General features: G+C 65.1%; 22 protein-coding genes and 1 pseudogene. 7 read left to right on the forward strand and 16 right to left on the reverse strand.

The features are described 5' to 3' along the window. Positions 1-103 precede the first annotated feature (103 nt). Complete coding sequence (gene istB, locus ACNJ7K_RS14855; protein WP_487041594.1) at positions 104-874, reverse strand: IS21-like element helper ATPase IstB; 771 nt, start codon at positions 872-874, stop codon at positions 104-106. Beyond that, the gene (gene istA, locus ACNJ7K_RS14860) at positions 871-2,445 is read right to left on the reverse strand and encodes an IS21 family transposase (RefSeq protein ID WP_268655857.1); all 1,575 of its coding nucleotides are present in this window, start codon (positions 2,443-2,445) and stop codon (positions 871-873) included. The genes istB and istA overlap by 4 nt, the downstream gene beginning before the upstream one ends. Positions 2,446-2,906: 461 nt before the next feature. On the opposite strand from istA, the gene ACNJ7K_RS14865 reads away from it, so the two are divergent. Next, positions 2,907-3,239, forward strand: a complete 333-nt coding sequence (locus tag ACNJ7K_RS14865; protein ID WP_487041854.1) for a hypothetical protein — start codon at positions 2,907-2,909, stop codon at positions 3,237-3,239. A 544-nt stretch (positions 3,240-3,783) separates the two neighbouring features. Beyond that, a pseudogene (locus ACNJ7K_RS14870) lies at positions 3,784-3,927 on the forward strand (ZIP family metal transporter); the annotation flags it as partial. Positions 3,928-3,966: 39 nt separating this feature from the next. Here the strand turns inward: ACNJ7K_RS14870 and ACNJ7K_RS14875 are convergent. Continuing rightward, positions 3,967-4,710, reverse strand: coding sequence for a VIT1/CCC1 transporter family protein (locus tag ACNJ7K_RS14875; protein ID WP_016690732.1), 744 nt, complete (start codon positions 4,708-4,710; stop codon positions 3,967-3,969). A gap of 399 nt (positions 4,711-5,109) precedes the next feature. Continuing rightward, positions 5,110-5,526: a Rossmann-fold NAD(P)-binding domain-containing protein gene (locus ACNJ7K_RS14880; protein ID WP_487041855.1), complete on the reverse strand. Its 417-nt coding sequence runs from the start codon at positions 5,524-5,526 to the stop codon at positions 5,110-5,112. Positions 5,527-5,538: 12 nt separating this feature from the next. Between ACNJ7K_RS14880 and ACNJ7K_RS14885 the strand changes: the two genes are divergently transcribed. Beyond that, positions 5,539-5,838, forward strand: coding sequence for a hypothetical protein (locus tag ACNJ7K_RS14885; RefSeq protein WP_183070821.1), 300 nt, complete (start codon positions 5,539-5,541; stop codon positions 5,836-5,838). 148 nt (positions 5,839-5,986) lie between these two features. On the opposite strand, the gene ACNJ7K_RS14890 is transcribed toward ACNJ7K_RS14885, so the two are convergent. The 3 genes from ACNJ7K_RS14890 to ACNJ7K_RS14900 all read right to left on the reverse strand — a co-directional run bounded on the left by ACNJ7K_RS14890 (position 5,987) and on the right by ACNJ7K_RS14900 (position 8,304). Then, positions 5,987-6,517: a flavodoxin family protein gene (locus tag ACNJ7K_RS14890; protein WP_026060854.1), complete on the reverse strand. Its 531-nt coding sequence runs from the start codon at positions 6,515-6,517 to the stop codon at positions 5,987-5,989. A gap of 653 nt (positions 6,518-7,170) precedes the next feature. After that, positions 7,171-7,971: an HAD-IIA family hydrolase gene (locus tag ACNJ7K_RS14895; protein ID WP_016690736.1), complete on the reverse strand. Its 801-nt coding sequence runs from the start codon at positions 7,969-7,971 to the stop codon at positions 7,171-7,173. 78 nt (positions 7,972-8,049) lie between these two features. Then, positions 8,050-8,304: a hypothetical protein gene (locus tag ACNJ7K_RS14900; RefSeq protein WP_016690737.1), complete on the reverse strand. Its 255-nt coding sequence runs from the start codon at positions 8,302-8,304 to the stop codon at positions 8,050-8,052. 602 nt (positions 8,305-8,906) lie between these two features. Here ACNJ7K_RS14900 and ACNJ7K_RS14905 point away from each other — a divergent pair. Further along, positions 8,907-9,506 (forward strand): ANTAR domain-containing protein, encoded by a 600-nt coding sequence (locus tag ACNJ7K_RS14905; RefSeq protein WP_016690739.1) that lies wholly within the window; start codon positions 8,907-8,909, stop codon positions 9,504-9,506. A 91-nt stretch (positions 9,507-9,597) separates the two neighbouring features. Here ACNJ7K_RS14905 and ACNJ7K_RS14910 read toward each other — a convergent pair whose 3' ends face one another. Next, positions 9,598-10,788: a flavin reductase family protein gene (locus tag ACNJ7K_RS14910; protein ID WP_145708907.1), complete on the reverse strand. Its 1,191-nt coding sequence runs from the start codon at positions 10,786-10,788 to the stop codon at positions 9,598-9,600. 40 nt (positions 10,789-10,828) lie between these two features. Continuing rightward, positions 10,829-12,262, reverse strand: coding sequence for an MFS transporter (locus tag ACNJ7K_RS14915; protein WP_120282741.1), 1,434 nt, complete (start codon positions 12,260-12,262; stop codon positions 10,829-10,831). A gap of 190 nt (positions 12,263-12,452) precedes the next feature. Between ACNJ7K_RS14915 and ACNJ7K_RS14920 the strand changes: the two genes are divergently transcribed. The 3 genes from ACNJ7K_RS14920 to ACNJ7K_RS14930 are packed head-to-tail and all read left to right on the forward strand — an operon-like array spanning position 12,453 to position 14,728. Further along, on the forward strand, positions 12,453-13,745 hold the full coding sequence (locus tag ACNJ7K_RS14920; RefSeq protein ID WP_145708906.1) for an amidase: 1,293 nt from the start codon (positions 12,453-12,455) through the stop codon (positions 13,743-13,745). 40 nt (positions 13,746-13,785) lie between these two features. Beyond that, positions 13,786-14,070: a hypothetical protein gene (locus ACNJ7K_RS14925; RefSeq protein ID WP_487041898.1), complete on the forward strand. Its 285-nt coding sequence runs from the start codon at positions 13,786-13,788 to the stop codon at positions 14,068-14,070. A gap of 1 nt (position 14,071) precedes the next feature. Further along, on the forward strand, positions 14,072-14,728 hold the full coding sequence (locus ACNJ7K_RS14930) for a response regulator transcription factor (protein WP_016690744.1): 657 nt from the start codon (positions 14,072-14,074) through the stop codon (positions 14,726-14,728). A 10-nt stretch (positions 14,729-14,738) separates the two neighbouring features. On the opposite strand, the gene ACNJ7K_RS14935 is transcribed toward ACNJ7K_RS14930, so the two are convergent. The 7 genes from ACNJ7K_RS14935 to ACNJ7K_RS14965 are packed head-to-tail and all read right to left on the reverse strand — an operon-like array spanning position 14,739 to position 20,400. After that, the gene (locus ACNJ7K_RS14935; protein WP_016690745.1) at positions 14,739-15,689 is read right to left on the reverse strand and encodes a PDR/VanB family oxidoreductase; all 951 of its coding nucleotides are present in this window, start codon (positions 15,687-15,689) and stop codon (positions 14,739-14,741) included. Between the two features lie 51 nt (positions 15,690-15,740). Continuing rightward, the gene (locus ACNJ7K_RS14940) at positions 15,741-16,493 is read right to left on the reverse strand and encodes an SDR family NAD(P)-dependent oxidoreductase (RefSeq protein ID WP_145708904.1); all 753 of its coding nucleotides are present in this window, start codon (positions 16,491-16,493) and stop codon (positions 15,741-15,743) included. A gap of 9 nt (positions 16,494-16,502) precedes the next feature. After that, a complete protein-coding gene (locus tag ACNJ7K_RS14945) occupies positions 16,503-16,997 on the reverse strand; it encodes an aromatic-ring-hydroxylating dioxygenase subunit beta (protein ID WP_026060858.1) in 495 nt (164 codons plus the stop codon). Beyond that, on the reverse strand, positions 16,990-18,270 hold the full coding sequence (locus ACNJ7K_RS14950) for an aromatic ring-hydroxylating oxygenase subunit alpha (RefSeq protein ID WP_026060859.1): 1,281 nt from the start codon (positions 18,268-18,270) through the stop codon (positions 16,990-16,992). The genes ACNJ7K_RS14945 and ACNJ7K_RS14950 overlap by 8 nt, the downstream gene beginning before the upstream one ends. 41 nt (positions 18,271-18,311) lie before the next feature. After that, a complete protein-coding gene (locus ACNJ7K_RS14955; protein ID WP_016690749.1) occupies positions 18,312-18,809 on the reverse strand; it encodes a nuclear transport factor 2 family protein in 498 nt (165 codons plus the stop codon). A 2-nt stretch (positions 18,810-18,811) separates the two neighbouring features. Beyond that, positions 18,812-19,171, reverse strand: coding sequence for a hypothetical protein (locus ACNJ7K_RS14960; protein ID WP_006552110.1), 360 nt, complete (start codon positions 19,169-19,171; stop codon positions 18,812-18,814). A gap of 56 nt (positions 19,172-19,227) precedes the next feature. Then, positions 19,228-20,400: an acyl-CoA dehydrogenase family protein gene (locus ACNJ7K_RS14965; RefSeq protein ID WP_026060860.1), complete on the reverse strand. Its 1,173-nt coding sequence runs from the start codon at positions 20,398-20,400 to the stop codon at positions 19,228-19,230. Positions 20,401-20,523 lie beyond the last annotated feature (123 nt).

A 20,523-nucleotide genomic window follows, 5' to 3' on the forward strand; every position in this document is an offset into this window, starting at 1 on the left:
GGTGTCAAGGGACATGAGAGCGTCCCTGTAGGCGGACAGGTCATGTCCCTGCGCGCGGACAGCTGATCTCCCTGTCGGCGGTCAGCCGATCTCCCGCACCAGGTCAGGTCAACGGCATCACCCCGCGTCCGGCGGTGGCGTCCTGCAGCCGCAGTGAGGTGCCCTCGGTGATCACGACATGCGCATGGTGCAGCAATCGGTCGACGGCGGCGGTGGCTAGGGTCTCCGGCATGATCGTGTCGAAGCCGGACGGGTGGAGGTTGCTGGTCACCACCACGCTGCGCCGCTCATAGGCAGCGTCGACGAGACGGTAGAACGCCTCGGCAGCAGCCTGCCCCGACGGCAGCATGCCGATATCGTCGACGACGATCATCTCGGCGCGAGTGATGCGGGTGATGGTCTTGGTGATCGATCCGTCCACCGCAGCCCGCCCGATCGCGGCGGTCAACGATTCGAGACTGAACCAGGACACCCGCATCCCCGCGTCGATGACCGCATGCGCGAGTGCCTCGACGAAGTGGGTCTTGCCGGTTCCCGACGGCCCGCTGACCGCAAGATTCTCGGCACGCCCCACCCACTCCAACGTGGCCAGAGCGTGCTGGGTGGGTAGCGGGATCGACGAATCCGTCTCGCGCCAGGAGGAAAACGTCTTGCCCGCGGGAAGCCCTGCAGTTTTTCGGCGCATCGCCTTCGTCGCCTCATCCCGACCGCGGACCTCCTCGTCGAGAAGAACCTTGAGGACCTCGGTGGGATCCCATCGCTGCGCTTTGGCGGTGGCCAGCACCTCCGGTGCGGCGGCGCGGAGATACGGTAGCCGCATCCGTTTGAGGACGGCGATGAGATCGTCGGGTAGTGGTGGTGCAGAGGCGTTCATGACCCGACTCCGGTTCCGGCGGCACCGAATCCCGCCCAGGCCGCGGTGCCGGGTTGGACCGAATGAGCCTCGTCGGCGACGACGAGCCCGGTCTCGGCTGCGGTGGCGGTGTGATGCGCGACGATCGCCGGCAGATCACCGTCGGCGAAGCGGCCGGCCTCGGCCGCGACCGCCAACGCGGCATCGACGGCGGCGGCGCCGACAAATGCGGCCAACTCGACCGCGCCGGTCATCTTCGCCCGGATCCGGACCGTCCCGGCCGCCGACGCGGCGATCAACCAGGTGTGCGCACCGGGGCCGAGGTCGAGGAACCGGGCCTCGGCCGCGGAGCGAGCCTTCGGGACCGGCGGCTTCGGTGACCCGTCCGGATCCTGCGGATGATCGGGATAATGCGCCGGGTCGATCTGCGGGTTGCCCGGTGTCGAAAGCAGATGCCGGGCAACCTCACTCAAACCCCGTCTGTTCTCAGCCCAGTCCGGAACCCGGGGCAGGGCATCGAGATCGGCCACGACGACCAGTTCGGTGCCGGCAACGCGCACCCACACTTCGGAGCCGACCAACCCGGGCGGGGTCGAATACCGCACTGACCCGAAGCGGATCGTCTGGTCGGTGCCGACACTGCGGGTGGTGCCCAGTGCCAGGGTGTGCGGGCTGGCCGGCAGGGTGTGCAGGCGGGCGCGTTCCTCGGCCACCGCCTCGGTGGGGATGCGGGCGCTTTCGCGGTGCCGACGGCCGTTGACGGTGGCGCAGAACCGCTCGCAGGCCGCCTCGAGTTCGACGAACGACACATAGTCCGGCAGCAGATTCGCGTCAGTGGGCACCAGATCGGCCTTGGCGATCTTGACGGTTGCTTCGCTGCCGCCCTTCGATTCCGGATCGTAAGGGATGCAGGTGTGCACGGTCATGCCGTAGTGGCGGGCGGTCTCGACGATCTGCGGATGCCGCACCGGGATTCCGGCGATGTGATCGATGCTCACGGTGCGCGGATTGTCGGTCAACGCGTAGGTCGGGACTCCGCCGAAGCGACGCACCGTGGCGTCGAGACACGCGATCAACGTCGGCAACGTCTGATCCCAGACCGGGATCACCACCCGGTAGCGGGACCATGCCAACCAGGCGCAGAACAACAAGGTCGAGCGTAGAACCCCGCCCGGGCCAGGAACTTTCGGGCCGTCGCCCCAGTCGAACTGCATCCACAACCCGGGCTCGGTGATCCACGGTCGATAGGTGCGGCGATGGCCGGCCTGCCATGCTGCTTTCACATCTGCGACGGCGCGTCGGGTGGTGCGTTCGGTGCCGTCGAAACCGAGATCGACGAGGCGTTCGTGGACGATGTCGGCGCGGACCTTGCCTTTACTGCGCTCGACCCATTCTTCGATCTTGGGCATGTAGTCGTCGATGATGCGTGGCCGTCGCGACGGGCCGGTCAGCGGCATACCGGCGTCTCGGGCGGCGACGTAGCGTCGGACGGTTTTCGGATCGACCCCGGCCAGCTGCGCTGCGGAGTGCGCGTTGCCGGTGGTGTCGTAGGCCTCGAGAATTTCCATGATGTCCCTGTCAGACTTCTTCATGCGTCCCTCCGGTGGGAGTTGCTCGTAGGTGGTCGAAGACCTCGAGCAAAACCCCGGAGGGGCGTCTGTGTCAGGACCGACACACCGCCGGCCCCCGTGTCCATCGGAAGGGAGATCAGCTGTCCGTCAGCAGGGACGAACCTGTCCGCCTATAGGGAGATTGGCATGTCCGCTTGCAGACCGGGACGCGGCCGCCCGGCCGATTACGCAGTAATCCTCATAGTCACGTCTCAACCGGTCGTTGCGCCGAACCGTTGCCTGTCACCAGGGCGCGTTTGTTCGGCCACCGTTGCGGGCGCGAAAGGGTAGCCCGCTTAGCGGGCAGGAGTCCCTCCGAGCGGGAACCGATCGAAGATCGGCGGGGTACACGCCGATGATGCCTGTGCTGCCGACCTTCGCGGCGCACGGGGGTGGCCCACCGCAGCGCCAGGTACCCACGTGTCACCGTCCGGACCGGCTTTGTGGCGATACGCGTCGACACCCACAGCATCGATGATCCGGTCGACGCCGATACCACCGTTCGACTCCAGCACGGTCTGCACCGGATCTTCGGTGCCGAAGTCGATGGGGTCGGCGTTCTGGGGGCGGGCCATCTCGAGGCGGGAGTCGATGCCGTCGACGACCACCCGCCGACGATCAGCGCCGCCCACAACACCGTGGCGATCATGCCCAGCGGTCCGGTCGAGCCGAGCGCCCGGCCGTGGCGGCGGATCTTGCCGGCGACCCACCAGGCACCCCGGAACACACCTCGGCTGAGCGTGCCCAACCCGTGCGGATGCTACAAAGTCGCATAGAGATCCCGTAACGCCATCGCGATGAGTGCCGCGCCGAGCACGCTGAGGATCCACGTCATCGATGCCGACCTTCGGGCGTTGTCCTACGCCGATCGAGCAACTCGCGCCGGTGTGCGAGCACCTTCGCGACCATGACGCTGTGACCCGGCGGACTCTCGAGCGCCACGCCACCGAGGTCCGCGCCGCCTTGACGCACCCTTGACGGGCGCCCGGGGTGCAACGCCCGGGTGCGTCGAGAGCCCGGCGCGTTACGCCCTCGCCGTCCGTGGATCGGCGCGGTACGGTGAGCGGCGGAGTGCCGGGAAGTCTGGTCGGCGATGGTGTTCGTGCTATCCGACCCCTGGGAGTTGCCTTGACCGATCGGATCCTCACCGGCCGTGCGGTGACGCGGACCGCGGCGCTCACTCCGCCCTCGACCGGGAGGGACGTCTTCTGTGGCCGGTAGTCGGCGGATGGGCCGATGGTCCGATCTGCTCACCGAGCGCCCCGACTTCGCGTTGGTCGGTGTGCTGCGGGTGCCGCAGCAACAGCGCAGTCCGCGGCGGGCCTGATCCAGGCCTTCGCCGGCGGCGCCACCATCGCCGTCATGGCCGACTCGCTGATGCCCGAGGCCTATCGGGAAGGTGGCTGGTGGGTCGGTATCTGTACCGCGGCGGGATTCCTGATCGCCTTCGCGCTCGGCGCATGAACCGGCCTGCCGCACACGATCACGACGCGACGACCCGCGCTACAGGGCCACGTCGAACAACTGACCCACTGCATAGGTCACGGCCATCGCCAGCGCACCGCCGAGCACCACCCGCAGCACCGCCCGGCCCCGCCGCGCCCGACCGAGCCACGCACTGATCGATCCGGTCGCGGCCAGCGCACACAGCACCGCGACGAAGGTCACCGGGATCCGCACCGCTTCCGGCACCGACACGATCATCAACAGCGGCACCAACGCCCCGAGGGTGAACGACACCGCGGACGACAGCGCCGCCACCCACGGATTCGCCAGTTCGGTCGGATCGATCCCCAATTCCACCTCGGCGTGGGCCGCGAGCGGATCCCGGGCGGTCAACTCCTCGGCGGCGGCACGCGCCGTGACCGCCGACAAGCCCTTGCGCTCGAGCAACCCCGCGAGTTCGTCGAGTTCGGCCTCCGGCATCACGGCGAGCTCGCGCCGTTCGGTGTGCAGCGCCGCACGCTCCGTGTCGCGTTGCGTGCTCACCGACACGTACTCGCCCAGCGCCATCGACACCGCGCCCGCGGCAAGCCCGGCAACCCCGGCGGTGAGGATCGTCGACTCGTCCGTCGTGGCGGCAGCGACACCGACGACCAACCCCGCGGTCGAGACGATGCCGTCGTTCGCGCCGAGCACGCCCGCCCGCAGCCAGTTGAGCTTGCTCGCCAACCCGCCGGTGTGCGGTTCGACGCGCTCGTGCTGCCCGCCGGAATCGTTCGCCGACGGTGGGTTCGGTAGCGACATGTCGAGAAGCTAGCACCGAACCCCCGAGACGCGACAGGACGGACATCCTTACCTGACCCGGCCCCGAGGTCTCGGTCGTCGCGCCGGCGTATCCGCGCTCGGTGCCGCAAAGGGATACCCTGCGCCGAATACCGGCGGGCCTCCGTGGTGGCGCGACCGCCCAGTCCGGATCGCCGGGCAGTGGGTCCATCGGATCCCGATTCCTGTACGGGACGCTCGTGTCGGCGGGAAGCACCGCGCGCTGCAGCGCCCGCTCGATACCCAAGGGCCGGTGGTCCGACGCGACCAGGCCACCGATCCACCGGAAGTCCCGGGCGGTCATGTCGTGTCGCAGACTCTCCATCAGAGCCGCAACGGTTCCGGAGGGCACCTCCGTCAGCCACGACCCGATCCGACCGATCACCGATTCCAGCAGCCGGGAGAGGGTGACCTGTGCGCGCGGCATCCCCGTGATCCGGACGCACCGGCCACCGCTGCGGTCAGATCGACGATCGCGACCGGTTCGACCTTCGAGTTCATCCAGTCGGGCACCACCGTCACCGGCAGCCGCCCCGCGAGCTGGCCCAGCACCTCGAAGCTCGTCGACCCGGATCCGAGCACCATTCCGGCCCGCAGGGTGATCACCGGTCGATTCGACCAGGACAGTTCCTGCTCGACCTCCCACCAGGAGAGCAGATGTTCGGACAACTCGTCCGGATCGCAGTCGGGGACGAAACCGGACACGTAGACGATGCAGGTCGCCGAGGACGCATCGACCGCGTGCCGCACCTCGTGAGCGGCCGCGAGATCGACCTCCCGGAAATCCGCCGAACGCATCCCGTGCACGAGATGGACCACGACGTCCACATCGTCGAGCGCGGCGGGAAGCGTGTTCCCGTCCGTGACGTCCACCTCGGTGGTCTCGACACTGTCGTGCCACCAGAAGCGCCGCAAAAAGAGGGGGCGCGGGCGACGACACCGCCCGGCGACAACGAAGTGCTCAGGGTCCACCGAATACTCAGTTGGCCGGGCACGGGCGTCGTGATCGTCCGGCCCGACGGCTATGTGGGATTCCGGGGCTCGGACAGCCGTCGCGCCGAGGCGTGGCTCGAGATGATCGGTGTGGATCGTGCCTCCCGTGCCCAGTGATGGTGCGGTGGGGTACGAACAAGTGGTGGATGCGCTCAGCATCGGGAGACATGACAGATTCACGTCTTCACGTTCGGCCTATGGCACCGTACCTGTCGGGACCGGGAGAATGGATGCACGCGCCGCAGGCTGGTAAGAGTCGTATGCGTCAGGTGTGTGCTGAAGTCTGCCTCGCCAGCCTCTCGCCCCATTGTTCCGCGCGTGCTTCCTCGTCCTCGACGAGTTGGGTGTGCGTATCGACCAGAAAGCTCTCTGGGTCGGCGACGATCGTGAAGCCGAGATGCCGTAATTTTTTCGAGATTCCTTTCGACGCGCGCCCGGTGAGAAGGGCGGGCTTGTCGATTCGGGTGTCGAACGCGGCGGCGTTTCCCTTGCTTCGGGGAAGCCCGTCGAGCCATTCACGAATTCCCGCACTGGCCGCGTCGGGTTCGAGCGTCAAGTTGCTCTCCGGTTTCTCGGCGGCCTCGACGGCGCCGCGCCGGGTCGAGTCACGGCTCATTCCGTGCACGTGCGTGGGACCACCGACGATCAGCAGATCGTATGCCTGTACGTCCTCCTGGGATGCCTGAGACACAGGGATCGTGGCGACAGTACCCGTCGGTGCTATTCCTCGTGCAATTGCTTCTGCCACAGTGTGGGTATTGCCGTACATCGATTCGTAGACGATCAGTGTGCGCATGCCGCTTCCTCCTGACCCGAGTATCGGTGACACCGAACCGTAAGGGTGAGGTTCAAGCCCCCGCGTCCGGTTCTCGCTCAGTCTTTCACCTCCTGCGGGGCACATCGAGCCTCGGGATGCGGATGCCAATCCCAGATGTTGTAGGAGTGAAGGTTGGGGCAACGGAGCCGCATTTTCCGAAGACAGGTCATTTACCAGTGGTGACACTGGTGGTTCCGAATGCCGGCGGGCAGGGCTTGCAGCGGGCACTTCGGCACGCAGGGCGGCAGCGGGACCAGCCATCTTGACGATGATGGTGGGGCTGGCAGAAACGTGAGTACCTATAGGCGGCGGCCGCGCTCGTACCCCTGCCGAGTGCGGCCGCGCTGTGGTCGAATGGTGTGTCATCGGGTGTCGGTGAGTGATCGTCGGCCACCCAATGCGGGGCCATCCGGATTGGACGCAGCCATAACGGCGCACCGAGCCCATCGACGAAGGGTTCGCCGTCGAAGCTGCCTGGTTCGCGACCACCGTTCCGACCGCAGGCGTGCGGAGCAGGTCTGGTGCACGGCGCGGCGGCGGACCAGTCAACGATGCCGATCGTCTGGTGCAGCTACTCGTCACCGGCGTCCTTGCCGGACCGGGTCGACAGGACCTATCCGACAATCTCGCAATCAGAACGGATCAGCTGTGGAGCCAACGAGATCCGCCACCGAATTGATGACGCGGGTCGGACGGTAGGGGAATCGTTCGACTGATTCACGGGTGGAAATACCCGTCAGGACCAGCAGCGTCTGCAGGCCGGCTTCGAGGCCGCAGACGATGTCGGTGTCCATGCGGTCGCCGATCATCAGCGTGTGTGCGGAGTGCGCACCGATCGCGCGCAGGGCCGAGCGCATCATCAAGGCGTTCGGCTTCCCCACGAAGTAGGGTTCGCGGCCGGTCGCGCGGGTGATCAGCGCCGCAACGGCGCCGGTTGCGGGAAGCGAACCCTCCCGTGACGGGCCGGTAGGATCCGGATTGGTCGCAATGAACCGGGCGCCGCGTTCGACCAGTCGGATCGCGGTGGTGATCGCCTCGAAGGAGTAGGTGCGTGTCTCTCCGAGGACGACGTAGTCCGGGTCGCTGTCGGTGAGGACGTAACCGATGTCGTGCAGCGCGGTGGTCAATCCGGATTCGCCCACCACGTAGGCGCTGCCGCCGGGACGTTGATTCGCGAGGAATGTCGCCGTCGCCAACGCCGAGGTCCAGATCGCCTTCTCGGGAACGTCGAGGCCGGAGAGCAGCAGGCGAGCCCGTAGGTCTCGGGGTGTGCGGATGGAATTGTTGGTGAGCACCATGAACGGCGTACCGGTATCGCGGAGTTCGGTCAGAAACGCGTCGGCGCCGGGAATCAGGTGATCCTCGTGCACGAGAACACCATCCATGTCCATCAGGTAATTCCAGACCGGCGCGGATGTGGGTTCTTCGCTCATTCTTCGAGTGTGTCACCGACTGTTCCAGTCGGTGGCCGATACAAGGTGATCACCCGGCGGCCGGTGTCGGCTCCGTACTCACCCGCCGAGGTTTGCGACGGTCGAGTCGAGCACGCCCGCCTGCAGTTCGAGGTCGCTCTCGTCGAAGTCGCGATCCTGCGGCAGTTGCTTCCGGAGGTCTTCCCTCGTGACCACGAGAAACGGTCGGTTCTGATCGGTCAGCTCCTGACCTCCGACAACGCGGAACCGTCCCTCCTCCAGAACGAGTGCGGGGTCGTCGAGCGTCGAATCGAGGAGTTCTCGAAGGTCGGTGGCGGTCAACTTGGTGGGCACATGTCCTCCTGCGCTTGCTCGTCTCTCGAACCGTTGTGTCCTCTCGGAGGTACCCGGTCGAGTGCCGGCTGAACCTGGTGTTTGTCGGGCGACGTGACGGGCCGGCAATCTCCTCGGGGGAGGACATCGGCAGCGAATATTCCGTGTTGCGGTATGTGCCGCATCTAATTTCGAAATGTCAAGGGACCGGGTGCGTTCGGTCGCCTCTCGGCGAAAGGCGCAACACGGCTCCAGCCGAACGGAACTTCCGTGAAGGCAATGGGTTGAGCCCGGGGGACACGAATACGCACCCGATCCGCCCAGCACAACGCGACCCGATGGTTATCTATTCCCGGTGGGGATAAGCGTGCGGAAGCCGAACGCGTGCGTGACGGACTGTGACCGCGGACATCTTCGTTGATGCTTCAACCGGCATACGATCGAGACCACTCATGTACACAGACTTCGCCACACTCGGCGGAACTCTCATCTGGTTCGCCGCTCTCATCGCCCTTACCCACATCCTCGGCCATACCCTCTGACCTCCGACCCACGGTCGGCCACCCGATTCCTGAGGTGTCTGCCGTAGACCGCCGAGAGGACGGCACGATTTCGGCGAAGCGTTGCGCGCAGTAACCGCGGCTGCGGCTGCCACGATTGCGGGGGTCGAGTGCGCCGACATCGTCCTCATCGGCAAGGACACATTCGAATCCCACGGAGCGACCTCGTCGTTGTCCCGGGAACTCGGTCGGATCCAACGCGACGCCGGTGGCCCCTGTATCGATGCGGCCGGAGTTACGAGCGTGGTCTACAGCAGCGACCTCCGATCCGAGATGCGCTGGCCGCAGTTCACGGAAGAAGCCCTGATGGTCGGGGTCGGCAGCGTGTTGTCCTTCCAACTCCACACCCGCACCGACATTGCCGGTTCGCTGAACCTGTTCGCATCGAAACCGCAGGCCTTCGACGGTGCCGCGGTAGCGCTGGGCATCGCACTGGCGGCGCAGGCGGCCGCCGAGCGCACGGCTGCACGCGCGGAGCTGCATCTGCGCTCGGCGTTGGGCACCCGAGACACCATCGGCCAGGCCAAAGGTCTTCTGATGCAGCGCTGCGGTGTCGATGCCGCCCGCGCCTTCGTGATGCTGCGGACGCTGTCGCAGGATCTCAACGTCACCGTCGCTCGAATTGCCGAGCGAATCGTGGAGGACCACACCGCTTCTCTGTGATCGTTTGTCCGATCACGCACAGTCCGTCCGTCGGGCGGTCCACAGCGGTTCCCTCGAGATCGATGTAGGCACAAGAGGTGCATTCGACTGCCTACGAACCGTGGGGGTGTCTATCGCCCTCGAGTGCTGCGACGACGCTTCTGGCATGCGAAACCCATGCAGCGACCGTCGCGCCGGTGCTCCGAAGCGGGAGTTGAGCCAGACGCAAAGTCGAGGTGCAGCGGCCTTCCGGATCGCGTACAGGGAAGACGAGGGACCCGACATCGTAGCGACCGTCAGAATCGAGCTCCTGAACGCGATAGTCGACGTCCGACCCAGGGATCACGGTCCGGATGTCACGTTCCTCCATGGGTGTGAGCAGACCTGATTCGTAGCGTCGCGTCGCTTCGCACATCGTCTCGTAGGCGGTGCGGCCTTCTCGAGGAAGAAGCGAGAGCGCGTATCCGTGGGCGCGTACGAAACCGAGTCGCCGGCGGTAGACCCCCTTCGTGTCCTCGTCGATTCCGATGGCCCTGGACAGCCAGCGTTCCTGTTCGTCCTCGGACAGGTCGAAGACGATACTGTCGCCGATCGGAGGCACGATCGGGATACGTCGTGCGAGTCCGTTCGTCTGTTCCACGCCGGGACCGAAGGCCGACAGCACTCGGACCATCTCGTCCCGGCCGATCGTCGTATACAGCGCGATCTCGCAACCGATCGAGTGGGCGAGCGCTTCCACCTCCGGGCGGAGGGCCTCCGCCGCGCTGATCGAATCGGTGATCTCGTGCTGCAGCCGAGCGATCAGCGACGTACTCACGAAGCTGCCGTAACCGCCCTGGAAGTAGATCAGAGGCGCCACGGGGTTGGTGACCGCCAGATCGCTCACGGCGCAGAGGACGATCCAATGGTCGCCGGCATCGACCGTGTTCGTCACGCGTGCGTCGATCCAGGCGACCGATTGTTCGAGAACCGGGTTGCCGGACGGAGAGGTGGACCATTCGATGCCGTCGAGCTTGTTCTCCCAGCGCCGGGCGATCGTGGCGACAAGATCCTCCTGCTCGCCCCCGATGACATTGATGCATATCGACTCGCACCGCCGGAGTTTGTCGAAGGTCTGGGACGTCTTCATCGGCATGAACGAGACCAGGGGAGGATCGAGGGACACCGAACTGAAGGTCCCGACGACGAGGGCGAGCAGTTCGCCGTCGGCCGCGCGTCCGGTGATCACTGCAACGCCCGTGGGATAGTGGCCCATCACCTCGCGGAACAGGCCCTTGTTGATACTGGCGGTGTCGAGGGACATAAGCACTCCTTGGTCGGAACGACGATCGATCCGGCTCGGTTCAGCCTTTGCGGTGACGCGCCTGGAGGGTGCGTCCGAGGGCTTCGGGGCGGAGGAAGAGGATGCACAGCACGCCGCCGACGAGCAGGACGACACCGGTGATCGTGAAGGCTTGATGTACGCCTACGGCCATGTTGTTCGCCATCTCGGGGGTGAGGGGCGTGCCCGAGGGCGGCGAGACGTACCCCGCGCGCGTCATCAGCCATCCGACGAGGGTGGGGGAGATGATTGCGCCGATCGACGCGACACCGCCCAGCGTGGCCATCATGATCGGACGCTGCCGTGCGCCAACCGCGAATGCCAGCGCTGAGGCGGTCATCGGGTAGGCGAGGCTGCAACCTGCGGCGATGCAGAGCAACGCGACGGCGGCGACACCGGAGGCCGCCTGGACCAGGATGAAGCACACACCGGCAACGAGTGCTGCGATACCGAAGGGGATCGCGATGGACCGATGCGCGTTGTATCCCCGCTGCATCAGTCGGTGACCGAGGAATCCGAGGAAGAGAAGCACGAGCGCTCCCAGGATCCAGGGAATCGTGGTGACCGTCCCGACCTGGGACAACGAAAGTCCGACCACGGTCCCCAGGTACTGGGGTAGCCAGGTGGTCACGAACCCCTGCACCCAGAAGTTCGAACCTCCGCCGATGACCGCCGCGAGGAAAGTCAAGCTCGCGAATGCCCGCCAGAGCGAGACGGCCGGTTGTTTGTCGACATCATCCGTGGCGATTTCGTGAGCGGACTCGGCATCCGCCTCGGGGGCATCCTTGCCGGCGGAATCCTTCTTCCCGTGGCCCGCGTAGGGTCCGTCGCCGGCCAGGATCAACCAGGCGATCACCCAGACCAGACCGACGATACCGAGGACACCGAACGCCCAGCGCCATCCCCAAGCACCGATGACCCAGGCCAGGGCAGGTGCGGCGAGGACCGGACCGAGGGTCGAGCCCGCAGCGACAAGATTGGAGGGAAGCGCGCGACGTCGGGGTTCGAACCAGGAGTGGGCGGAGGTCAGTGACATCGCGGTGGCCGGGCCCTCGGCGCCGCCGAGAACGATGCGGGTGACCAGAAGAATCGCGGCGCCGCCACCGAGCAGCATGGGGAACTGCATCACGGCCCACACGACGCCCATCGTCAGGATGATCCACCGCACCGAGAACCGCGCTGCGAGAAATCCGGTAACGACCGAGACCACGGCGTAGAGGAAGAAGAACGCACTGCCGATGAAACCGAACTCGACGGCCGAGATTCCCAGGTCCGGGATCGCCTCTGACGCAACGAGTCCGAGTACGGCCTTGTCGGCAAACGCGACGATCTGAAAAAGAACGAGGAGTGCAGTGATCAACCAGGCCTTGCGGTTCATTCTGCCGAAGTCGATCTTCTTCGATGCCTTCGGATCGGAAGGATCGATGATCTTGTCCGGCGCCACGGTCGAAGCCATGAGAGGCCGCCTTTCTTGTGGGCTGGGAATGGGGCTGGAGTGAGCGGCGAGTGCTCCGTTGGTGATCGGAAGCCCAACGGTGTGGAAAACCTATGTCGCCTTGCGTCACTCGGGTAGGAGGGAAACCTTTACTGTCGGTACGTCCTTTTCCTGGGCAGAATGGGGAGGTCAGCGACTGCAGGAGGATGATGTGAACGCGCCCGTGGTTGACGTGTCCATCGAAGATCAGGTGAGGTCGGTCCGGACCGGTTCGACGACGGCGACGGAACTCGTGTCCCGAGCCAGAACGGCAATCGACGCTCAGGAACCCGTACTGCAGGCGTGGGTGCAAATGTCGAGCACTACTGCCGAGGACGTCGCGACGATCGATGCCGACCGCCGAGACCTGCCTTTGCGAGGGATTTCCGTCGGTGTGAAGGACCTGATCGACGTCGCCGGCATGCCGACCCGTGCGGGATCGCCGGTCACATCCGCCGCGGCAGCTGTCGCGGACGCGCCCTGCGTGGAACGATTGCGTTCGCTCGGCGCCGTCGTCCAAGGTAAGACCGTCACGACCGAGTTCGGTTACTTCCGTCCGGGTCCCACACGCAATCCTCATGCACCCGAGCACACGCCCGGAGGATCGTCGAGCGGGTCCGCCGCCGCGGTCGGTGCTGGCACCGTGCCGTTGGCGCTCGGTACCCAGACCGCGGGTTCCCTGACCCGACCGGCGTCCTATTGCGGCACGGCCGGACTGGTTCTCGCCCACGGCAGTACCGAGATGGCAGGAATTGTCGGCCTGAGCGACTCCCTCGATTCCCTGGGGCTGCTCACCCGCACCGTCGCCGATCTGCGTTACGTCCACGATGCGTTCCTCGGCTCAGCCGCCGCTGTTCAGTCCGGTCTTCCGGAATGTGCGTTCGTCTGGGGCGGAAGCTATCTCGGATATCTCGACCCTCCGATGATCGCTCTGCTGGGCCGTCTTCCGTCTGTTCTGGCCGGACTGGGCCTGCATTCGGAAATGCTCGACTGGGACGACCACGTGCAGACTCTCGCCGAGGACCACGCGACGATCATGGCCTTCGAGGCCGCACGCACCCGAGCTCGTGAGTTCGAACGGCAGCGGGACGATCTGAGCCCGCAGATCCGAGATCTGCTGCAGCAGGGACAGACAATCTCGGTCTCCGACCACACGGCTGCGTTGATCCGACGGGATCGCTCGCGGGAGTTGTTGGGCGAGATACTCGACGGATCATCCCTCATCGTCGGTCCTGCCGCGACCGGACCTGCACCGAAGGGATTGTCGGCGACCGGTTCGCCGATCCTCAGCCGCCCGTGGCAGTTGCTGGGCCTACCCGTGGTGATTGTGCCCGGAGCGCGCACCACTGCGGGACTGCCGCTCGGAATACAGCTCGTCGGCCTGCCAGGTAGGGAGGATGACCTGTTCGAGGTCGGGGAGAGACTCGAAGCAATTCTCCGCGAAAGTCCCCCGCTGGACGAGTGATTCGAAGACCATGCCCCTGATGACGACTGGAGAATTCTCGATGCTGAAACCGCGCCCGGTCAATCACCATCGGATGTTCCTCACCTGCTACGAGGACACCTTCAACTACGGATGGCATCACGTCGACCTGTTCGTCCACGACGAGTACGGACGCGAGGTCAACTGGGTGCATTGGACCGTGGAGGCGGATGGACCGGAAGCGGCCGACATATCGATCCGTCGTGAAGAACCCCTGCTCCGCCGCACCACCGACTGGGAGCCGAAGACAAGCGCAGTCGGGGCTCCGTACTGGACTGCCGAAGCAGCGTGGGATGCGGACAGCTGACATGGCCGAGCATGTGACCGGCAACGATGCGCCGGCGTCCGAGGCCACCGTGTACGTCGTCGACGACGATCCAGCGTTGTGCGATTCCGTCGACTGGATTCTGGAGAGCATCGGCATCCGACCGGTCATCTGCCACAGTGCCGATGTCTTCCTCGATGTCTACGACGGCACGCATCCCGCTTGCATCGTGCTCGATGTGCGCATGCCGGGCATGAGCGGCACGAGGTTGCAGGAGCGGATCAACGAGTTCGCGCCGCATGTGGTGATCATCTTCGTCTCGGCGCACGGCGACATCAGGATGTCCGTCTCGACGCTACAGAAGGGCGCCATGGATTTCCTGGAGAAGCCGTACGATCCGCAACGGCTGCTCGACGCGGTTCAGTCCGGCGTCGAGCGCGCTCGGACGCGTTTCGCGGAGCATGCTGCACGCGTAGCGCTGCGGGAGAAACTCCAGGGGCTGACGCCGCGTGAGCGGCAGATCCTGGCCTTGGTCGTCGAAGGCCTGCCGAGCCAGAATATCGCCCGCAAGCTGGGGATGAGCGTGAAGACCGTCGATGTCCATCGGGCTCGGATCAAGAGCAAGACCGACTCCGACAGCATCGGCACCTTCGTTCGGGACCTCCTCCGCTACGGCGTAGAGGTCCCGAACGAAGCCTGACCACGGTCGATCAGTAGTAGTCGAGGACGAGTCGCTGCCCTCTCGTGCGCGACACGCACACTGCCATGACTTCCCCGGATTCCTTCTCGGCACGGGTGAGCACGTTGTCGCGGTGTTCGGGCGAACCCTCCAGGACCTGCATGATGCACGTTCCGCAGATGCCTTCCTGGCAGGAGGTGTCGACGTCGCAACCGTTGTCCTGGAGGACCTCGACGATGCTCTTATCGGCCGGAATCCGATAGGTCTCTCCGTCCAGCTCGACTTCGAATGCGGCGTTCGCCGACGCGTCGGGTTGCTCCGAGGCGTGGAAGTTCTCGATGTGGATGGCGTCGGGGGAGACGTGCTCACGCGCGACGGCAACGACCTTGTCCATGAACCCCGCCGGTCCGCACGTATAGATGTGAGTGTGTGGAGGCAATTCGGCGAATTCGTCCTTCAGGACATGCTCCTGGGCCTCGCGCGTCACTCCGAGATGCTGATGCAGCTTGTCCGGGCAGCGGTCGTTCAGCAGCGGCAGGAATGCCGCTTCGGATTCGGTGCGGGCGAAGTAGTGCAGTTCGAAGCTGATGCCGTGAACGTCCATGTAGCGGGCCATACTCAGCATCGGAGTGATGCCGATGCCGGCGGCGACGAGCACGTGGTGCTGTGCCTCTTCGGCGATGGCGAGCAGGTTCCGAGGTGTGCTGATGCGGAGGGTGTCGCCGACAGAGAGTTCGTGCAGGGCAGCGGATCCACCGCGTGAGTTCGCCTCCTTCTTGACGGCGAAGACGAACGAGTCCGGTGCGTCCGGGGTGCTGCACAGCGAGTACTGACGTGTGATCGCTGTCGGGCCCTCGACGTCGATGTGTGCGCCCGGCAGGTACGGACCCAGCGGTGACCCGTCCGCCTTCACGAGCGTGATCGACTTGACGGTCGGTGTTTCCTGGGTGATGTCGGAGACGATGACGTCGATGAGTGTCATGTCAGGTTCTCCTCGTGTAGCGACGGGTGCGGGCCGATAGGGATGGAACGCTCAGCGCAGGTACAGGCCGCCGTTGATGTCCCAGCAGGCACCGGTGACGAAGAAAGCGTCGTCGGAGATCAACAGCGCGACGGTGTCAGCGACGAACGATGCACTGCCGAGTCGCCCGACCGGAATGCCGGCAACGATGCCGTCGAGTTTGTCGGCCGGAACCGTCTTGCGGACGACCGGCAGATCGTGTGGGCCCGGGGAGATCGCGTTGACCGTCACGCCTCGCGCGGCGAGTTCTCGCGCGAAGATCTTGGTGGCGGTCAGGATCGCGCCCTTCGACGCCGCGTAGTGCCCGCCGGTGGCGGTGCCGCCGTTCTGGCCCGCGAGCGAAGCCATGTTGACGATGCGACCGAATCCCTTGTCGGCCATCGCCGCTCCGAACACCTGACAGCCGAAGAAGACGCTGTTGACGTTCGTGGTGAGCACGTCCGTGAACTCGTCTTCACCGAGTGTCATCAGGTCGGCCGCGCGGGTGACCGCTGCGTTGTTGACGACGATGGTGGGCGTGCCCCACAGGTCTTCACAGACTGCGAGGCCTTCCTCGAAGGCCGCCTTGCGGCCGACGTCCAACTTGATGCCGCGGGCTGTGGACCCGTCGGGGGACAGTTCCGCCGCGAGGGCGTCGACCGCGGCGGTGTCGAGGTCGGCGAGGAGCACCCGCCGGCCGTCGGTATGCAGTTTACGGGCGATGGCGGTGCCCATTCCGCCGGCGGCTCCGGTGACGACCGCGATACGCGGGGCATGAGGATTCATGGTGGCCTCTCAGAGCAGATAACCGGACGCACTGACCGCGTCCTCACTGTCGATCAGACGGACCACCTTGAGCGCGATCCTGTCGTCGCCCTCGTCGTCGAACACGATCGTGTGCGTCAGATCCGCGCCGAGGGTCAAGAACGCGTTGCGTTTGAAGGCATTGACGATCTGCGCCGAGCGGAGGGTGACCGAGGTATCCGTGCGTTCCTGCACGGTGAAGCGGGAGATCACGCGGACGGTGCGTGCTGCGGCGACCGCGGACGGCGAGTAACCCTGGAGCATGCGTTGGACGCGCAGTCGGCGCATCCGTGCATCGTCGTAGACCATGTTGAGCGAGGACGCGAAGTCATCCGTGTCCGGGTCGATGGGGATCACGTAGATGCCATCATCGGTGTACATCTGCTCCCAGGACTTGTAGTCCTTCGCGTCGAGGGCTTCGGCCTCCTTCCACACCAGTTCTATGGCACGCAACACGCGGGGATCGGTCAGGCCCAGGTCAGTCATCGCTCATCAGCTTCTTCCACATTGCGTAGGCCTCGCGCATTCCTGTCTCGTCGGTGACATGTGAAGTGGGCCAACCTTCTTCGGTGATGTATTCGCGCCCCTCGCCGCGGTTGACGAGAATGGGCATGTCGGGATTGCCGCCGGCACCGATCTGAACCCGGGTCCAGCCCTCCGCATCGTCGGGGCTGCCGAAGCCGAACGGACCCTGGAAGTGCTCGTGAATACGCAGACGCTCCCGGTTGACGGATTCAGGGCCGCCGTCCATGCCGATGGCCATGTGCCAGATCTCGGTCTCGTCGACGGAGATGGGAATCAAGACCCGGAAGAACGACGAGGACATCGCCACATTCGGAAAAGTGTTGAGGTTGAACCCGCAGCCGTGCATCGAGCGCATGTAGCGACGGATCCGCTCCGGACTCTCCCCGGCCTCGGTGAGTTCGTCGACGAGATGCTGGAAGCGTGGCTGGATCTCCTCGGTGCCGTCGTCAATATCGAGGTCGACGTGGGCAGCGGCCATGATCGCGACGCTGTGTCCGTTGCCGAGCGAATGTGTCTCGGCGGCCGGATCGTCCATGAACGACATCATGTCGGCGGTTTCCGCGTCGACGGAGGCCATCCATGACTTGTGCACCATCGGGAAGTGGTAGCCGTCCGTGGTGTTCTCCAGTTGGATCTTCCAGTTGCCCTTGAAGCGGAACTTGTGGACGCCGAGCACCTTGGTCGGCAGTCCGTTGCTCTGCTTGAAGAAGCGCTCCATCCAGAGCTTGGCGTCACCGAGGAAATCCTCGAGGGGTTCGGCGTCCTGGTTGAAGGTTGTCCAGATCATGCCCAGGTAGCTCTCGGTGCGCAGCGTCTGGAGGGGGAAGTCCTTCTTGTCGATGACTCCCTCGTAGCCGTCCGGATAGGGGATACCGCGCAATCGACCGTCGAGAGCGTAGGACCAGTTGTGGTACGGGCACGTGAAGCCGTTGGCCTTGCCGCTGCGCTGGTCGCAGACGGTCGCGCCGCGGTGCCGGCAGCGGTTCAGGAGGGTGTTGAAGTTTCCCTTGCGGTCACGAGTGACGATCACCGGCTGATTCCCGACCTGAGTGGTCTTGAACGAACCGGGCTCAGGGATCTCGCTCTCGTGCGCGACCCACACCCACGTGCGGTAGAAGATCTTCTCCATCTCGACACGGAAGATCTCCGGGTCCGTGTAGAGCCGTCCGGCGACCCGATCGGTGCCGACGAGATCCCCGTAATTGTTCTGGATCGAATGTTCGATCGTCGTCATGTGTTTGCTTCCTTCGAACTCGTCACGTGCGGGTGTCCGCATCAGTGCAGATGACTCATCGCGTCGATGGGTAGGGGTGCCGCGAACATGCGCTGGGTGCGGAATCGGTGTATGCGGGCCGTGATGTCCGCCGAGCGGGTGATCTCGAAATCGATCTCGAGTCGGGCACACAGCAGTTCGGCCGTGCCGTCCGTGTACAGCGACAGTTGTTGCATGATCCATCGACCGTGAGCACTGTCGCGCTCGACCCGGATCCGTTCGCTGCCGAGCAGATGCGTGTTGCGAACGAAATGTTCGGCTGGTGGAAGATATCGAGAGACCAGAGCGACGATGTCCTCGCGCCCGTGAGCGATCCCGAACTTGCCTGTGTACTCCGATCCGATGCCTTCCCAAGTCGCATTGCCGGTGAACAGCGCGCCGATCTGTTCGGGATGCTCCAGGGAACCGGGGACGTCGCACAGGTCCATGTAGCGCATCAGGCATAGCCGGGCAGCGTCCTTGACTTCGAGCGCGGACAGTCGGTCCGACATGTCGGTCACGTCTACACGTCCACGTCGTCCCGAATGGTCAGCTCACGACCCATACGAGCTTCGATCTTGAAATACCTCCACAATGCAAACTCACCGATCATGGTGGTGCGCAACAGGTTGCACGCGTTCTTCACTGTCTCCTGGTCTTTGACGTCGGCGAGGACGTAGCACGTCCACGGCCACCCATCGGACGGTCCGACCATGTGGGCGTCGTCGTCGAAGGTGCCGATGATGTCGACGCCGTCCATGCGCTTGAGATCGGAGAGCATAGTGGAGATGCCGACCCAGACCGGGCCGATCTCCGCCTTGGGGAGATCGAAGAAGTTCTGGTTGTTGCCGATGCAGAACAAGGTGCGCAATGGTTCGGGCACGACAGGTGTCCTTTCGGTCGGGTGAGCCTTGCGGGCTCGCACGGTCGGAGAGGCGATCAGGGGAAGCTGGGGATATCGGCGTCGAGACCGAGCAGAATCGAACCGGCGGCCTCGAACGTGTTGGTCTGCAACATGGCGTGCTGGGCAGGAACGAGCGCATCCTGCAGATATCGCTGGAGAGGATGACTGTCGTAGATCGCGCCGGTGCCGGCGAGATCGAAGGCCGACAGCACCACGGTGCGACCGACATGCGCGGCATGTGTCGCTGCCAAGCGGAGCATCGCCCTGTGTTCGTCGGCGATCGGATCGCCCGCAAGCGCAAGACTCCACACTTCGTCGGTGACCTCGTAGAAGAATGCACGTGCCGACCGCAGATCGGCCTCGGCCCTGGCCAGACCGATCTTGTAGGCGGGACGGTTGCCCTTGGCGGCACCGCCGGTGATGCTGGAGCGCGCTGCACCGACCTCCTGCACGTAGTCGAGGGCACCGCGCGCTGCTCCGAGCGTGACCACCGCGAGCACCTGCGCTGCGTAGGGAAGCATCGGGTAGCGGGTGATCGGTTCGTCGACTTTCGGTGCGCCGCCGCGGACGAAGGTCATCTCCTCGGGCACGAAGAGTTGGTCAGCGCGTATCGAGTGCGAGCCGGTGGCTGCCATGCCCGCCACGTCCCAGTTCTCGACGATCTCGACGTCCGCTGGATTCACCAGCGCGGTGAGAGGCATGCCGTTGGTGTCCGGGCCGCCGGCGAGACCGATCCCGAGGATGTCGGCGCCTCGGCAGCCGCTCGCGAACTGCCACAGCCCGCTGCACAGATAGCCACCGTCGACCTTCTCGGCTTCCTGCATGGGGAACAAGCCGCCGGCGTAGGCGATGTCGGGGCCGTCAGCGTAAATCTTCGCCTGGGTCGCGACCGGGAGAGCGGAGAAGTACACCAGCGACGATCCGAAGCTGGCGACCCAGCCCGTGGCTGGATCGATCGCAGAGATCCGTTCGACGAGGTGCATGAAGGACGACGGCGCCATCGGTTCGCCACCGAACTGTGCCGGCGTGGATGCCCGGTACAGTCCGGCCTGTTTGAGCAATGCGATGTAGTCGGGGGGTACGAAGCGTTGCTGGTCGAACTCGTCGCGCCGGTCGCGGAGCACTTCGAGCGCGTGCTCGAACGCGCGATCCCGCGCCGGACCCGCCGGCGCTGCCTCGATCCGTTCGGTCGTGCTGGGGATGGTCATGCCGTCTCCGTTTCGGTACGTGTTCGCGCTGATGAACACGCTATGGACGAGCCGGTTACGGCGGTATCGGGACTTTCTCCCGAGGCCATAAAGTAATTCCTAATGGCGGTGACGACGTCGCTC

It is taken from the genome of Rhodococcus shunpengi (assembly GCF_048381395.1).
GTDB lineage: Bacteria > Actinomycetota > Actinomycetes > Mycobacteriales > Mycobacteriaceae > Rhodococcus.

Excerpts from the sequence above, each read along its gene's own strand:
- ACNJ7K_RS14945 (WP_026060858.1), bottom strand. The coding sequence starts at position 16,997 with ATGACTGACCTGGGCCTGACCGATCCCCGCGTGTTGCGTGCCATAGAA.
- ACNJ7K_RS14895 (WP_016690736.1), bottom strand. The coding sequence starts at position 7,971 with ATGAGCGAAGAACCCACATCCGCGCCGGTCTGGAATTACCTGATGGAC.
- ACNJ7K_RS14885 (WP_183070821.1), top strand. The coding sequence starts at position 5,539 with ATGGACCACGACGTCCACATCGTCGAGCGCGGCGGGAAGCGTGTTCCC.
- ACNJ7K_RS14925 (WP_487041898.1), top strand. The coding sequence starts at position 13,786 with ATGCTGAAACCGCGCCCGGTCAATCACCATCGGATGTTCCTCACCTGC.
- ACNJ7K_RS14880 (WP_487041855.1), bottom strand. The coding sequence starts at position 5,526 with ATGCGTTCGGCGGATTTCCGGGAGGTCGATCTCGCGGCCGCTCACGAG.
- ACNJ7K_RS14930 (WP_016690744.1), top strand. The coding sequence starts at position 14,072 with ATGGCCGAGCATGTGACCGGCAACGATGCGCCGGCGTCCGAGGCCACC.
- ACNJ7K_RS14935 (WP_016690745.1), bottom strand. The coding sequence starts at position 15,689 with ATGACACTCATCGACGTCATCGTCTCCGACATCACCCAGGAAACACCG.
- istA (WP_268655857.1), bottom strand. The coding sequence starts at position 2,445 with ATGAAGAAGTCTGACAGGGACATCATGGAAATTCTCGAGGCCTACGAC.
- ACNJ7K_RS14965 (WP_026060860.1), bottom strand. The coding sequence starts at position 20,400 with ATGACCATCCCCAGCACGACCGAACGGATCGAGGCAGCGCCGGCGGGT.
- ACNJ7K_RS14910 (WP_145708907.1), bottom strand. The coding sequence starts at position 10,788 with ATGTCCCTCGACACCGCCAGTATCAACAAGGGCCTGTTCCGCGAGGTG.
- ACNJ7K_RS14915 (WP_120282741.1), bottom strand. The coding sequence starts at position 12,262 with ATGGCTTCGACCGTGGCGCCGGACAAGATCATCGATCCTTCCGATCCG.
- ACNJ7K_RS14890 (WP_026060854.1), bottom strand. The coding sequence starts at position 6,517 with ATGCGCACACTGATCGTCTACGAATCGATGTACGGCAATACCCACACT.
- istB (WP_487041594.1), bottom strand. The coding sequence starts at position 874 with ATGAACGCCTCTGCACCACCACTACCCGACGATCTCATCGCCGTCCTC.
- ACNJ7K_RS14940 (WP_145708904.1), bottom strand. The coding sequence starts at position 16,493 with ATGAATCCTCATGCCCCGCGTATCGCGGTCGTCACCGGAGCCGCCGGC.
- ACNJ7K_RS14950 (WP_026060859.1), bottom strand. The coding sequence starts at position 18,270 with ATGACGACGATCGAACATTCGATCCAGAACAATTACGGGGATCTCGTC.
- ACNJ7K_RS14875 (WP_016690732.1), bottom strand. The coding sequence starts at position 4,710 with ATGTCGCTACCGAACCCACCGTCGGCGAACGATTCCGGCGGGCAGCAC.